General features: G+C 72.8%; 15 protein-coding genes. 11 read left to right on the top strand and 4 right to left on the bottom strand.

Translation table 11 applies throughout. The features are described 5' to 3' along the window. Positions 1-5 precede the first annotated feature (5 nt). A complete protein-coding gene (locus ACIGXO_RS05760) occupies positions 6-734 on the top strand; it encodes a TetR/AcrR family transcriptional regulator (protein WP_399780791.1) in 729 nt (242 codons plus the stop codon). 67 nt (positions 735-801) lie between these two features. Here the strand turns inward: ACIGXO_RS05760 and ACIGXO_RS05755 are convergent, their stop codons facing one another. Next, positions 802-1779, bottom strand: a complete 978-nt coding sequence (locus ACIGXO_RS05755; protein ID WP_399780788.1) for an NAD(P)/FAD-dependent oxidoreductase — start codon at positions 1777-1779, stop codon at positions 802-804. A 78-nt stretch (positions 1780-1857) separates the two neighbouring features. On the opposite strand from ACIGXO_RS05755, the gene ACIGXO_RS05750 reads away from it, so the two are divergent. Then, a complete protein-coding gene (locus tag ACIGXO_RS05750) occupies positions 1858-2520 on the top strand; it encodes a hypothetical protein (protein WP_399780785.1) in 663 nt (220 codons plus the stop codon). Between the two features lie 64 nt (positions 2521-2584). Here the strand turns inward: ACIGXO_RS05750 and ACIGXO_RS05745 are convergent, their stop codons facing one another. Beyond that, on the bottom strand, positions 2585-2818 hold the full coding sequence (locus ACIGXO_RS05745; protein ID WP_399780783.1) for a chaplin: 234 nt from the start codon (positions 2816-2818) through the stop codon (positions 2585-2587). 343 nt (positions 2819-3161) lie between these two features. Between ACIGXO_RS05745 and ACIGXO_RS05740 the strand changes: the two genes are divergently transcribed. The 6 genes from ACIGXO_RS05740 to ACIGXO_RS05715 all read left to right on the top strand — a co-directional run bounded on the left by ACIGXO_RS05740 (position 3162) and on the right by ACIGXO_RS05715 (position 8460). Then, on the top strand, positions 3162-4283 hold the full coding sequence (locus ACIGXO_RS05740) for an ROK family glucokinase (RefSeq protein WP_031060788.1): 1122 nt from the start codon (positions 3162-3164) through the stop codon (positions 4281-4283). Further along, positions 4280-4924, top strand: coding sequence for a hypothetical protein (locus tag ACIGXO_RS05735; protein WP_399780779.1), 645 nt, complete (start codon positions 4280-4282; stop codon positions 4922-4924). Before ACIGXO_RS05740 ends, ACIGXO_RS05735 begins: the two co-directional genes overlap by 4 nt. Before the next feature lie 255 nt (positions 4925-5179). Continuing rightward, the gene (locus ACIGXO_RS05730) at positions 5180-6469 is read left to right on the top strand and encodes an alpha/beta fold hydrolase (protein ID WP_399780776.1); all 1290 of its coding nucleotides are present in this window, start codon (positions 5180-5182) and stop codon (positions 6467-6469) included. A 141-nt stretch (positions 6470-6610) separates the two neighbouring features. Further along, on the top strand, positions 6611-6955 hold the full coding sequence (locus ACIGXO_RS05725; RefSeq protein WP_399780773.1) for a rodlin: 345 nt from the start codon (positions 6611-6613) through the stop codon (positions 6953-6955). Positions 6956-6999: 44 nt separating this feature from the next. Beyond that, positions 7000-7641 (top strand): MBL fold metallo-hydrolase, encoded by a 642-nt coding sequence (locus tag ACIGXO_RS05720; RefSeq protein ID WP_399780770.1) that lies wholly within the window; start codon positions 7000-7002, stop codon positions 7639-7641. Between the two features lie 39 nt (positions 7642-7680). Continuing rightward, a complete protein-coding gene (locus ACIGXO_RS05715) occupies positions 7681-8460 on the top strand; it encodes an exodeoxyribonuclease III (protein ID WP_399780767.1) in 780 nt (259 codons plus the stop codon). Positions 8461-8499: 39 nt separating this feature from the next. Here ACIGXO_RS05715 and ACIGXO_RS05710 read toward each other — a convergent pair whose 3' ends face one another. Continuing rightward, positions 8500-10287: an SGNH/GDSL hydrolase family protein gene (locus ACIGXO_RS05710; protein WP_399780765.1), complete on the bottom strand. Its 1788-nt coding sequence runs from the start codon at positions 10285-10287 to the stop codon at positions 8500-8502. Positions 10288-10467: 180 nt separating this feature from the next. On the opposite strand from ACIGXO_RS05710, the gene ACIGXO_RS05705 reads away from it, so the two are divergent. Then, positions 10468-10908: a DUF6278 family protein gene (locus tag ACIGXO_RS05705; RefSeq protein ID WP_399780762.1), complete on the top strand. Its 441-nt coding sequence runs from the start codon at positions 10468-10470 to the stop codon at positions 10906-10908. A gap of 54 nt (positions 10909-10962) precedes the next feature. On the opposite strand, the gene ACIGXO_RS05700 is transcribed toward ACIGXO_RS05705, so the two are convergent. After that, positions 10963-11718, bottom strand: a complete 756-nt coding sequence (locus ACIGXO_RS05700; RefSeq protein ID WP_399780759.1) for a GntR family transcriptional regulator — start codon at positions 11716-11718, stop codon at positions 10963-10965. A gap of 165 nt (positions 11719-11883) precedes the next feature. Here ACIGXO_RS05700 and ACIGXO_RS05695 point away from each other — a divergent pair, with 165 nt between their 5' ends. Together ACIGXO_RS05695 and ACIGXO_RS05690 are read left to right on the top strand one after the other, a co-directional pair. Continuing rightward, positions 11884-12627 (top strand): amino acid ABC transporter ATP-binding protein, encoded by a 744-nt coding sequence (locus ACIGXO_RS05695; RefSeq protein WP_399780756.1) that lies wholly within the window; start codon positions 11884-11886, stop codon positions 12625-12627. 15 nt (positions 12628-12642) lie between these two features. Beyond that, positions 12643-13551 (top strand): glutamate ABC transporter substrate-binding protein, encoded by a 909-nt coding sequence (locus tag ACIGXO_RS05690; RefSeq protein ID WP_399780753.1) that lies wholly within the window; start codon positions 12643-12645, stop codon positions 13549-13551. Positions 13552-13564: the final 13 nt, after the last annotated feature.

The following is a 13564-nucleotide window of genomic DNA, read 5'->3' as shown; positions in this document are numbered from 1 at the left end:
CTCGGATGCAGAGGAAGGCGAAGAACGTGACCCGTCATGACGGAACCGGCGTCGACCCCCGGCAGCTCTGGCTCGGCACCGCCCGGACCGGCCGCGGGCGCCGGCCCGCCTTCAGCCGTGAGGCGATCACGGCGGCGGCCGTCGCCCTCGCGGACGCCGAGGGGCTGGACGCGGTCACCATGCGGCGCGTCGCCGCCGAGGTCGGCGCCGGCGTCATGTCGCTCTACAGCTACGCGCCCGACAAGGAGACGCTGCTGGAGCTGATGGTCGACCACGTCAGCGGCGAGCTCCCGGCGGACGAACCGCTCACCGGTGACTGGCGTGCCGACCTGAAGGCCATCGGCCATCTCCAGCGCGCCCTGATGCTCCGTCACCCCTGGCTGCCCGCCGCGCTGACCGCCCGCCGCACGCTCGGCCCGCACGCGCTGGCCTTCCTGGAGCACGCGCTCGCGGCCCTGCGGCCCACCCGGCTGGACGGCGCTGCGAAGCTGGAGGTCTTCAGCCAGCTCACCGGCTTCGTCGCCGGGCACGTCGGGTACGAGATCGCGCAGGCCGCGGCCGCGGAAGCGCCCGGCCGGGCCGCGGCCGAGGCCCGCTACCTCGCCGCCGTCGCCGCCGACGGTCACCATCCGGAGCTCGCCGCGGCCCTCGCCGCGCCCGGCCGTCCCCTCACCCCCGAAGCCACCTTCACCCGGTTCCTCGACCGGCTGATCGACGGCCTCGAGACCGGGTGATCCCGCGGTCGGCCTTCGGGACGCGGTCCCGCCTTCGGGACACGGTCCCGCCTTCGAGGAACGCGCGTCAGCCGGACCCGCGGCGGGCCGCGACCGCCAGCCGGGTGTCCTCGTCGACCAGGTCCGAGTTGATGGCCTGGGCGGCCTGCACCCCGGCCGCCGCGGCGCCGATGACCTGGTCGGAGAGGGACGTGAGGTTTCCGGCCACCCATACCCCCGGCACGTCCGTGGCGCCGGAGTCCGCCGCCCGTACGGAGCTGCCCACCACCTCCCCGGCCGACCGCTCCACCTCGGCGGACAGCCCCAGGGACGCGAGGAGCCCGGCGCGCGCGGTGAACCGCGGCTCCACGACCAGCGCCTGACAGGGCACCCGCCGGCCGTCCGCCAGCCGCACGCCGGCCAGCGCGCCGTCCGCCACCTCCAGACCCGCCACCTGCCCCGGCACAAGGGCGATACCACGGGCGGCCAGCCGCTCGTACTCCTCGGCGTCCGGCTCCGGCGAGGCGTGCAGCAGCAGGGTCACGTCCGTGCTCCACTGCCGCCACATCAGGGCCTGCCGGCAGGCGAGCGGCCCCGTGGCCAGCACCGCGATCGCCCGGTCGCGGGCCTCCCAGCCGTGGCAGTACGGGCAGTGCAGCACGTCCCGCCCCCACCGCTCCGCCATCCCCGGCACCTCGGGCAGCTCGTCGATCAGCCCGGTCGCCACCAGCAGCCGGCGGGCCGCGACGGGCGGGCCCGCTTTCAGGAGGACGCGGAAGCCGCCGCCCTCCCGCGGCTCGGCCGCCACCGCCTCGCCCGGCACGAACTCGCCGCCGTACGCGGCCACCTCGTCCCGGCCGGCCGCGAGCAGTTCCCCGGGCGGCATGCCGTCGCGGGTCAGGAAGTTGTGGGTGCGGTCCGCCATACCGTTGCGCGGCCGGCCGTCGTCGATCACCAGCACCGAACGGCGCGCCCGCACCAGGGCCAGTGCCCCGCTCAGCCCGGCGGCCCCGCCGCCGACGACCACGACGTCGTACCGCCGTTCCTCCCGCGCGTGCGCCACCATGGTCTCCGGCTTTCTCTCTACTCGGTGCTCCGGTAAATCGGGTGCCCCGGCCGGGTGACCGTTGCTACCTTCCGCGCCATGTCTTCCATTCAGGGAACACCCGCCGGGCCCGTCACCGCAGCCGATGTCGAGGAAGCCGTGCGGCTTGCGGTCACCGCCCTGTACGGCGGGGAAGGGGCGGACTGGAGCGTGCGGGCCGGTTCCCTGGAATGGGACTGCTGGGAGACCGCCGAGCACCTCGCCGACGACTTCCTCGGCTACGCCGTCCAGCTCGGTCCGGCGCGCCCGCCGACGGACACCTACCTGCCGTTCGCGGGGACACGGCAGCGGCCGGGCGGCCCCCACAACGTCGTCTTCGCCGACCGCGAGGCGGGCCCCGCGGGACTGCTGCACGTACTGGAGGCGTGCGGCGGGCTGCTGGCGGCCATGGTGCGCACCACGCCGCCGGACAAGCGCGCGTTCCACCCCTACGGGGTGTCCGACGCCGAGGGCTTCGCGGCCATGGGCATCGTCGAAGCCCTGGTGCACGTGCACGACATCGCCGAGGGCCTCGGCCTCCCCTTCACGCCGCCCGCCGGGCTGTGCGACCGGGTGCTGGCCCGGCTCTTCCCCGACGCCCCGGACGCCGCCGACCGCTGGTCCGTACTCCTGTGGTGCACGGGCCGCACGGCACTGCCCGGTCACCCGCGCCGCACGTCGTGGCGCTGGGACGGCACGCTCCGGGAGCCCGCCGGGCGCTGACCCGCTGTCAACAGAGGGGTGCCGGCCCCCCGAAGGAGGCCGGCACCGGTGTGGACCCTGACGTTTACTTGTTGGCGCACTGCCCGTGTGCGGGGTTCAGCAGCCCGACCACGTCGACGGTGAGACCGCAGGCGTTGATCGGCACGTGGAGCGGAACCTGGATGGTGTTGCCGGACACAATGCCCGGCGAGTGGCTGCTGCTGCCCTGGGCGCCCGAGTCGGCAACGGCGGCGCCGGCGCTGCCGACAAGAGCGGCGGTGGCCAGGATGGCCGCGGCTGCGGCGGTACGGATGCGCATAGCGTTCTCCTCACAGAGGGCGGAACATCAACGGTTCCCATCACAACCCAGAGCGCTCCGCGGGGCCCGTCGGGTTCGGCCGTCAGGGGCATACGGCCCGGAAAAACGCTTGTGACCAGGGCCTCCTGAGCCGGCCCGGACGCCCGGCCCGTCAACCCTGCCCGAGAGCCGCGGAAAAGGTTCCCGAGTTCCCCGTACTTTGAGAAAGGCCACAGGTCAGAGGGTTGCGGTGCGCCGCGGGGCGGCTTTGATGCACAATCGCACGGCGGGTGGGCTGTGCCCGCCCCGACGCAAGCCGAGGCCATGGCCTCCCAAGACCGCACAGGGACGAGACGAGCCGAGCATGAGTACGTACCGGGACAGGGTGCACCGTGGGTCGGCGCGGGCCACCGTGCTGCGCACGGTCGGCACCCGCGAGCGGCGCTCGCACCTCAGCGCGCCCCGCGTGCCCACCGTCGGCATCGACATCGGCGGGACGAAGGTCATGGCGGGCGTCGTGGACGCCGACGGGACCATCCTGGAGAAGGTCCGCACCGAGACGCCGGACAAGTCCAAGAGCCCCAAGGTCGTCGAGGACACCATCACCGAGCTGGTACTGGACCTCTCCGACCGGCATGACGTGCACGCCGTCGGCATCGGCGCGGCCGGCTGGGTCGACGCCGACCGCAGCCGCGTCCTCTTCGCCCCGCACCTGAACTGGCGGAACGAGCCGCTGCGCGACCGCCTCGCGGGCCGCCTCGCGGTCCCGGTCATGGTCGACAACGACGCGAACACCGCGGCCTGGGCCGAGTGGCGCTTCGGCGCCGGGCGCAACGAGGACCACCTCGTGATGATCACGCTCGGTACCGGCATCGGCGGCGCGATCCTGGAGGACGGCCAGGTCAAGCGCGGCAAGTACGGCGTGGCGGGTGAGTTCGGGCACATGCAGGTCGTGCCCGGCGGGCACCGCTGCCCGTGCGGCAACCGCGGCTGCTGGGAGCAGTACAGCTCCGGCAACGCGCTGGTGCGCGAGGCGCGCGAGCTGGCGGCCGCCGACTCCCCGGTCGCGTACAACATCATCGAGCGGGTCAGCGGCATCATCCCGGACATCACCGGGCCGCTGATCACCGAGCTGGCCCGCGAGGGCGACGCGATGTGCGTCGAGCTGTTCGCGGAGATCGGCCAGTGGCTGGGCGTGGGCATCGCCAATCTCGCCGCGGCCCTGGACCCGTCGTGCTTCGTCATCGGCGGCGGCGTCAGCGCCGCCGACGACCTGCTCATCGGCCCGGCCCGGGACGCCTTCCGGCGCACCCTCACCGGGCGCGGCTACCGCCCCGAGGCCCGTATCGCGCGCGCCCAGCTCGGCCCCGAGGCCGGCATGGTCGGCGCCGCCGATCTCGCCCGGCTGGTGGCCCGCCGCTTCCGCCGCGCCAACCGCCGCCGCGTCGAGCGCTACGAGCGCTATGAGCGGACCGGCCGCCGATGACCGACCTGGAACAGGCACCTGTGACCGACCACCCCGAGCGCCACGACCGCTCCGAGCAGCCCGACCGGGACGCCTACGACGACGTCCCCGCGGCGGGCGACGGCGGGGCGCACGCGCCCGCGCCCCCGACGAGCCGCCGGCGCCGCTGGCTCACCGCCGTCGTCGTCTTCCTGCTGATCGCCATCCCGGCCGGCTACCTCGCGCTCTCCGCCGCGCAGAGCCGCGACAGCGGCCAGGAGAAGGAGGAGCGGGCCAAGATGGCGGGGCTCACCTGGCAGTGGCCCTCCAAGGTGCAGCGGCGGATCTACGACGTGCCGATCCCGGCGTACTCGTATCCGGTCGCGTACTTCGAGACCAACTCCTTCAGGACCAGCTCGCTGTACGTGACGTTCCGCACGTCACAGGACGGCCTGGACACGTTCCTGGCGCACTACGGGCACACCCGCGAGGACCTGCAGAAGGGCGTCGCCACGATCTCGCCGAAGCAGGCGGCGCGGGTCAAGTGGGACTTCACGATCGGGGACGGCTACGCGGGCCTGGTCAACAAGGAGAAGGCGCCGCGGCCCTCGCAGCGCATCACGGTGGACTTCGCCGAGGACGGCCACCCCGTGGTGTACATCGTCTCCACGACGCGCTTCTGACGCGGTTCCGGCGCGGTCCTGATGCGGCTCTGACGCGGCGCGCCGGGCCGCACTCCGGCCCGTACCCGGCGCGGACGGTCGGGTTCCAGTGGCGAAACTCTGATGAAGAATGCCGTCCCGATCACATGCGGGCGATCCCGGCCAGCCGGGTATGAGCCGATTCCGCCGTCATGACCGGCTCTTTCCGGCCGGAACGGCGTCCGATTGCTGACCCGGGTGTCAGGAGTGGGCGGTTTGATTGGGTAGCGTGGCCGGGTGAGCGAGAAGACCCTGCAGCACCGGATCGACGGCCCCGACGACGCGCCCGTACTTGTCCTCGGAGCCTCGCTGGGCACCACCTGGCACATGTGGGACCGGCAGATACCCGAACTGACCCGTCAGTGGCGCGTCATCCGCTTCGACCTCCCGGGCCACGGCGGATCCCCCGCCTACCCGGCCGCCTCGGTCGCGGAGCTCGCCGAGCGGGTGATCGCCACCCTCGACGGCCTCGGCATCGACCGCTTCGGCTACGCCGGCTGCGCCATGGGCGCCGCCATCGGCGCCCAGCTCGCGCTCGCTCACCCCCAGCGCCTCACCTCGCTCGCGCTGGTCTCGGCCTCGCCCCGGTTCGGCACCGCCGACGCCTGGCGGCAGCGCGGCGTCGTGATCCGTACGAACGGCCTGGACCCGATCGCCCGCACCGCGCCCGAGCGCTGGTTCACGCCCGGCTTCGCCGCCGCCCAGCCCGCCATCGTCGAGTGGGCCGTACAGATGGTGCGCACCACCGACCCCGGCTGCTACATCGCCGCCTGCGAGGCGCTGGCCGCCTTCGACATCCGGAACGAGCTCGGCCGGATCTCCGCGCCCACCCTGGTGGTCGTCGGCTCCGAGGACCTGATCACCCCGACCGCCGACGCGCGCACCCTGGTCGCCGGCATACAGGACGCGGGTCTCGCCCTGGTGCCCGGCACCTCGCACCTCGCCCCCGTCGAGCAGCCCGCCGCCGTCACCGAGCTGCTCATCCGGCACTTCTCCACCGCCTGGCAGGACAAGCCGGCCGGGCAGGCCGCGCTCGGCGCCACCCCGCCCAAGCCCGTCCTCACCCCGAAGCCGGCACAGCAGGCGCAGCCCCAGCCGCCGGTCGTCGCCATCGAGCCGGCCGCCGAGCAGCCGGAGATGGTCGGCACCGACTCCTACGAGGCGGGCATGAAGGTCCGCCGCGAGGTGCTGGGCGACGCGCACGTGGACCGCGCCGCGGCCGCCGCCGACGAGTTCACCAGCGACTTCGAGGACTTCCTGACCCGCAACGTCTGGGGCGAGGTGTGGACCCGCTCGGGCCTGGACCGCCGCACCCGCAGCGTCATCACGCTCACCGCGCTGATCACCAGCGGCCACCTCGACGACCTGGCCGTCCACGTCCGCGCCGCGCTCCGCAACGGCCTCACCCCCGCGGAGATCAAGGAAACGCTGATCCACACCGCGGTCTACGGCGGCGTCCCGGCCGCCGGCGCGGCCTTCACCATCGCCCAGCGCGTCATCCGCGAGGAGACCACGCCGGAGGACTGACCGGAGGGCTGAACTGCCGGGCGGACAAGGTGATTGAACGGTTGTCCTGGGCACGCCGACGATCCGGTGAATGGGCGTGCGCGCGCCGCGCGGCAGGATGTACTCCTGGCTTTGGCACAGCGTCATCCTGTGGAGAGAGCCATGTACATCCGTAGCACCATCACCGCTTGCGGTCTCGCCGCCGCGGCGATCGCCGGCGCGGCCGGCAGCGCCCTCGCGACCGGCGACGGCCCGACGAGCCTCAGCGGCAACGGCGCGAGTTCCGCGTTCGGCAACTCGACGACCCACGGCACCCTGAGCACGCAGCTCGGGGCGGTCCAGGGCACGTTGAACGAGCTGTGCCTCGGCGTGCCGGCGAAGGCCAATGTCGGCTCGCTGATCGGCATCCTGGTGCCGATCACGGTGCAGGACGTCAATGTCCTCGCCAACCCGCACAACCAGCAGTGCGCCGAGAACACCACCCAGTCCTCCGGCACCGATCAGTGAGCTCTGCTTGAGCAGGGGGTCACCCGGCGCGGCAGGATGGGGCCATGGAACTCGAACTCACCAAGAAGACGCACGCCTGCGTCCGGCTGGCCAAGGACGGGCGGACGCTGGTCATCGATCCCGGTGGCTTCAGCGAGCAGGACGCGGCCGTGGGTGCGGACGCGATCCTGATCACCCACGAGCACCCCGACCACTTCGCCGAGGACCGGCTGCGGGCGGCCATGGAGGCCAACCCGGCCACCGAGATCTGGACGCTGGCCTCGGTCGCCGAGCAGATCTCGGCGGCGTTCCCGGGCCGGGTGCACACCGTCGGCGAGGGCGACACCTTCACCGCGGCGGGCTTCGAGGTGGAGGTGCACGGGCAGCTGCACGCCGTGATCCACCCCGACATCCCGCGGATCACCAACGTCGGGTACTTCGTCGACGGCTCGGTCTTCCACCCCGGTGACGCGCTGACCGTCCCCGGCCGCCCGGTCGACACCCTCCTGCTGCCCGTGCACGCCCCCTGGAACAAGGTGGCGGAGGTCATCGACTACGTACGCGAGGTCAAGCCGCGGCACGCCATCGACATCCACGACAGCCTCCTCCAGGAGCACGCCCGGCCGATCTACGACCGCATGATCGGCCAGCTCGGCGGCACCGATCACGGCCGCCTCGCCCCTGGTCAGGCGGCCGCGCTGGGCTGAGGAGGGCGACTGTCACAGGCGGGCGGTAGGTTGGCACTCATGCGCATCGCGACCTGGAACGTCAATTCGATCACCGCCCGCCTGCCCCGGCTGCTGGCCTGGCTGGAGAGCACCGGCACGGACGTGCTGTGCGTGCAGGAGACCAAGTGCTCCAAGGAGCAGTTCCCCTTCGACGAGCTGCGCGAGCTGGGGTACGAAGCGGCGGTGAACGCCACGGGCCGGTGGAACGGCGTGGCCGTGCTGTCCAAGGCGGGCCTGGCCGACGTGGTCGAGGGCCTGCCCGGTGACCCGACGTACGACGGCGTGGCCGAGCCGCGCGCCATCTCGGCGACCTGCGGCCCGGTCCGCGTCTGGTCGGTGTACGTGCCGAACGGCCGCGAGGTCGAGCACCCGCACTACGCCTACAAGCTCCAGTGGTTCGAGGCGCTGAAGGCCGCGGTCGCGGGCGACGCGGCGGGCGACCGCCCGTTCGCGGTCCTCGGTGATTACAACGTCGCGCCGACGGACGACGACGTCTACGACCCCGCCGCCTTCGAGGGCGCCACACACGTCACCCCGGCCGAGCGCGCGGCCCTCGCGGACCTGCGCGGCGCCGGTCTGACGGACGTCGTGCCGCGCCCCCTGAAGTACGACCACCCCTTCACGTACTGGGACTACCGCCAGCTCTGCTTCCCGAAGAACCGCGGCATGCGCATCGACCTGGTCTACGGCAACGAGCCCTTCGCCAAGGCCGTCTCCGACGCCTACGTCGACCGCGAGCAGCGCAAGGGCAAGGGCGCGTCGGACCACGCGCCGGTCGTCGTCGACCTGGACGTGTGACGTCCCGGGCGTGGCGTCCGAAGACGCCACGCCCACGCCTCACGGCACGAGCTTGCGCAGCTCCACCGACTCCGCGAGCGCCTTCAGCCCCTCGTCGCCGGGGTGCAGATGGTCGCCGCTGTCGTACGCCGGCAGCATCCGCTGCGGCCGCTGCGGGTCGCGGATCACCGCGTCGAAGTCCAGTACGGCGTCCACGGCCCCGCCGCTGTCCCGGATGAAGGCGTTGACCGCCTGCCGCCGCTGGTCGACCTCCGGGTAGCAGTCGGGGTAGCCCTCGCAGGGCGCGACCGTCGCGGCCACCACCCGCAGGCCCCGCTCGTGCGCCCGCCGCGCGATGGCCCGCAGCCCGGTGATCACCTCGGCCGCCGAGGTGCCGGAGCGCACGTCGTTGATGCCCTCGAAGACCACGACCGTACGGGCCGAGGTCTGGGCCAGCACGTCCCGCTCCAGCCGGTGCTGGGCGCTGACACCGCCGGTGTCGGTGCTGATCCCGTCGCCCTTGTAGCGGTCGGTGACGATGCGGTTCGCCGAGATCCCGTGGTTGATCACGCCGTACTTGGGCAGCGCGGTCTGGTTCTGGAAGCGCCGCGCCAGGGTGTCCGGCCAGCGCCGGTTGGCGCCTTGCGTCGACTTCACGCCGTCGGTGATCGAGTCGCCCAGCGCCACGATCGAGCCGGGCCCGCCGGTGACATCGACACCGGACAGGAACGGCCAGGTGGTCAGCGATCCGGTGTAGGCCGCGCCGCCCGTGTCGGCCGTACGGTCACCGCTGTCCGTCGCGCTGACGTACGACCGCTGGATGGCCTCCTTGTGGATCGGCGACGCGGCCACCGACCCCGACAGATGGAAGCTCACCAGCAGATTGGTGTCCGCCGGGACGGTGAAGTCCACCGGATCGCTGAATACCTGCGCACCGGCCGGGATGCTGGTCCCGGACCGCCCGCCGAACGTCAGCGCCACCGGCTTGCCCTTCGTCGCGGCGCCCGACCCCTGCACCGCGACGCTGGCCGCGCCGATGTCCACCGGCGTCGCGGCGAAGGTGTTCTCCAGCCGGATGCGCGCCCGCGGGCCGCCCGCCCCGGCGTGCACCACCAGCCGCAGCGTCTGGTCCCGCCACGGCCCGACCTTGGTGTACCCGGCGCTGCTGGCCGCCCAGCTGCCGGTCCAGCCGGGCGTGGCCCGGCGCAGCGCCGCGGCGAAGACGTGCAGGTCGCGGTCGGGGCCCGGGTCCTTGGGGAGGGTCACCGAGCGGACCTGGCGGCCGGGGCGCACCGGCACGGACACCGCGTACAGGCGTACCGTTTCCGCGAGCTGCCCGGCCGCGGAGTTCCGATGCGGCAGGGCCACCGCCTTGGTGCTGAGGGGGCCGGTCCGCCAGTCCGGCGCGGTCAGCTCGTACGTGCTGCGCGAGCCGTCCTGGTACTCGACCGTGCCGGTGCCGGTGGCGTCCCCGCCGGTCCCGGCGACCAGGAAGGACAGCGCGGTGCCGGTGCCGCCGAGCCGAACGGCCTGGCCGTTCGCCCGTACGTTGTCGGGCGCGCCGGGCGCGGTGCGCGGCCAGGTCAGCCGGGTCGCGTCGATGGCCAGCGTCCGGCCGGGCGTCCAGCCGGCCGCGGCGAGGTCCTGGGCGGACAGCGAGCTGCCGGCGCCGTCGAAGTCCGCGGCGCCGGATCTGGCGTCGTCGCTCACGGCCTTGTTGTCGAAGAGTCTCGCCAACGGCTGCGGCTCCGCCGCGCGTTGCTGATCCGCGGTGGCCGGGACGGCGGTCCCCGCGACCGTGAGGGCGAGAGCGAGCGGAACGGTTGTGCCCCATTGTCGTACGCGCATCAGACGGCTCCTTCGGTGGCGGGTGCGCCACGGGGTGAGCATGATCCGGTCCATCAGACACAAGCGCCATGAACGTAAGGAGACGGCAAGGGGGCGTCAAGGGAGCCCGTGGCGACCGGATGACGCGGGGCGCCGCGCGCCTGTGGCCGCCGCCCGTGCGGGAGTGGGACGCTGCACCCCATGAACATGTCTTTCCTGGACAAGTGGCGCAAGCATCCGGAAGCGGTCCGTTCCGCCGTGGCGCCGGCACCGGGGGACGAGGACGCGGAGGGGATCGCCGATCTGCTGTCGGAGTGCGAGCTGCTGCGCGGACACGCCGCGGGAGCGGGGGTGGAACTGGACGATTCGGTGGGCTCGTTGGAGGCGCTGGACCAGCTGCTGCCCGCCTGGCGGTCGGACCCGGAGATCGTGCCGTGGCTGGGCAACGACGCGGGCCTCTACCTCGGTACGGTCCTGGTGCGCACGGTCCCTGGGGCCCGCTGGAAGATCTGGCCCGGCGGCGAGCCGGTCGTCCGGCTGGCCTCGGGCCGCGAGATCGACGTGGTGACGGCCGGTCACGAGTGGGCGGACAGCGGCGCGCCCGAGCTCTCCCAGCTCTACGCCGAGGTCGCGGAGAGCTGAGCGCCCGCGCCGCACCCCCGCCAGAGCCGTATCCCCGCCCGGGCGGTTGCCCGCTCACACGAACGCGATGTCGTACGCCAGCTGCCAGCGGTCGGCCCGTACGACGATGTCCGAGGTCTCCACCGCCCGCCCGTCCGCGTCGAAGTGGGTGCGCTCCACGACCGTGACGCAGCTGCCCGGCGGGCAGCCCAGCGCCTCCGCCTCGGCGCTGGCGGCGGGCCGGGAGCCCACCCGCTCCTCGGCACGCACCACCCGGATCCCGATCGCCGCCATCCGCCCGCGCACGCCGCGGCGCGCGTAGGGCCCCTGCTCCGGGAAGATCACGTCCGTGCCCTCGGTGATCGCCAGCGGCTCCCAGCTCGTCGCGAGCTGCACGGGCCGGCGGCTGGCGAGGTACTCGTACTGCGTGCGGACCACGCTGTCGCCGGGCTCGATGCGCAGCCGCCGGGCCACCGGCTCCGTCGCCGTCTCGGTCGTGGACGTCGCCTCCCACGTCAACGGCGTGCCCTCCGGGCAATTCACATGGGTGATACTCGCGGCGAAGGGCGAGTCGACGGCGCCCGTGGAGCGCAGCAGTATGCCCAGCGGCGCCCGGTCCGCGACGAACACCCCGCGCCCGAACTGCCCTTCCGCGTACCCCGCGGCCTTCAGCATGCGCACCGCACGGTCCACGGTCTGGTCACTGGCTTCGTACGCCCGCTTCAGCTCGGCGCGGGAGGGGATGCGCGCACCGACGGCGAGGACACCCTCGTCGATCTGGCGCCGCAGGTCGTCGGCGATCCGCTGGAAAACAGGCCGGTGCTCACCCATGCCGACAGGCTAGGTACGCAGGCGGCTCATGTGTACCTAGGGGGTGAGCGCCGCACGTGCGGAGTCGGCTCCGCGTGTCCCCGAGCGCCGGAGCGGGGGCATTTGGGGTAGTTTGCGAACTCTCCGCTGTACGGACGTGCCGGACGAGAGTGAGCAGGGCTGCATATGGCCGGTGACGCGCTGATCGAGATGCGCCGGGTCAACAAGTACTACGGGAAGCTCCACGTCCTCCAGGACATCGACCTCACCGTCGGCCGCGGCGAGGTGGTCGTCGTCATCGGCCCCTCCGGCTCCGGCAAGTCGACCCTCTGCCGGACGATCAACCGCCTCGAACCGATCCACTCCGGCACCATCACGCTGGACGGCCGGCCGCTTCCCGAGGAGGGCCGCGAGCTGGCCCGGCTGCGCGCCGACGTCGGCATGGTCTTCCAGTCCTTCAACCTCTTCGCACACAAGACCGTGCTGGCCAACGTCACGCTCGCGCCGCTGAAGGTCCGCAGGAGCGGCAAGGAGGCGGCCGAGCGGCGGGCCCGCGAACTCCTGGACCGGGTCGGCCTCGCCTCACAGGCCGACAAGTACCCCGCCCAGCTCTCCGGCGGCCAGCAGCAGCGCGTGGCCATCGCCCGTGCGCTGGCCATGGACCCCAAGGCGCTCCTCTTCGACGAGCCCACCTCGGCGCTCGACCCGGAGATGATCAACGAGGTGCTGGAGGTCATGCGGCAGCTCGCCCAGGAGGGCATGACGATGGTCGTGGTCACCCACGAGATGGGCTTCGCCCGCTCCGCCGCCAACCGCGTGGTCTTCATGGCGGACGGCGCGATCGTGGAGGACCGCACCCCCGAGGAGTTCTTCACCCACCCGGAGAGCGACCGCGCCAAGGACTTCCTCTCCAAGATCCTCAAGCACTGAGCGGGGGAGTGCGCAGTGAAGAAGACACCACGGGCCGCCACGGCCCTCCTCCTCGCCGTCCTGACCGTCCTCGCCGCCGCCTGCGGCAAGCCCGGCAGCCCGCCCGCCAAGGGCCCGCGCGGCGACGAGCTCCCCAAGTACCAGGTGCTGACCCGCTTCCAGCTGCCCGACTCGCCCACCTGGCAGCAGGCGAAGCGCCGCGGCCATCTGGTCGTCGGCGTCAAGGAGGACCAGCCCTACCTGGGCGAACGCGACCCGTCCTCCGGCGCGTACCGCGGCTTCGACATCGAGATCGCCAAGATGCTCTCCGCCGCGCTCGGTTTCGACCCGAAGACCCTCACCTACAAGACGATCGCCTCGGCCAACCGCGAGACGGCCGTGCAGAACGGCCAGATCGACTACTACGTCGGCACCTACACCATCAACGACCTGCGCAAGAAGCAGGTCGGCTTCGCGGGCCCGTACTACATGGCGGGCCAGAGCCTGCTGGTGCGCAAGGACGAGAAGGACATCAAGGGGCCCAAGGACCTGGCCGGCAAGCGGGTCTGCTCCGCCGCGGGCTCCACTCCGTACCAGCGCATCAAGGCCGACTATCCCAAGGCCGTGCTCGTCGCGTACGACACCTACTCCGTCTGCGTCGACAACCTGCTCACCTTCCAGGTCGACGCGGTCACCACCGACGACGCGATCCTGCTGGGCTACGCGGCCAAGGCGCCCGACGAGCTGAAGCTGGTCGGCAAGCCCTTCTCCGAGGAGCCGTACGGCGTCGGCCTGCCCCTCAAGGACTCCGCGCTGCGCTTCGCGCTGGACGACGCGCTCGAAGACGCCGAGAAGAACGGCGACTGGAAGAAGGCGTACGACGCGACCCTCGGGCTGTCCGGGGTGCCCGCGCCGAAGCCGCCCAGGATCGACCGCTACAGGTGAGCCGAGGGAGCCC

Source organism: Streptomyces sp. NPDC053542, from assembly GCF_044544685.1.
Classification (GTDB): domain Bacteria; phylum Actinomycetota; class Actinomycetes; order Streptomycetales; family Streptomycetaceae; genus Streptomyces.
This window is presented reverse-complemented; position numbering and strand designations above follow the sequence as displayed.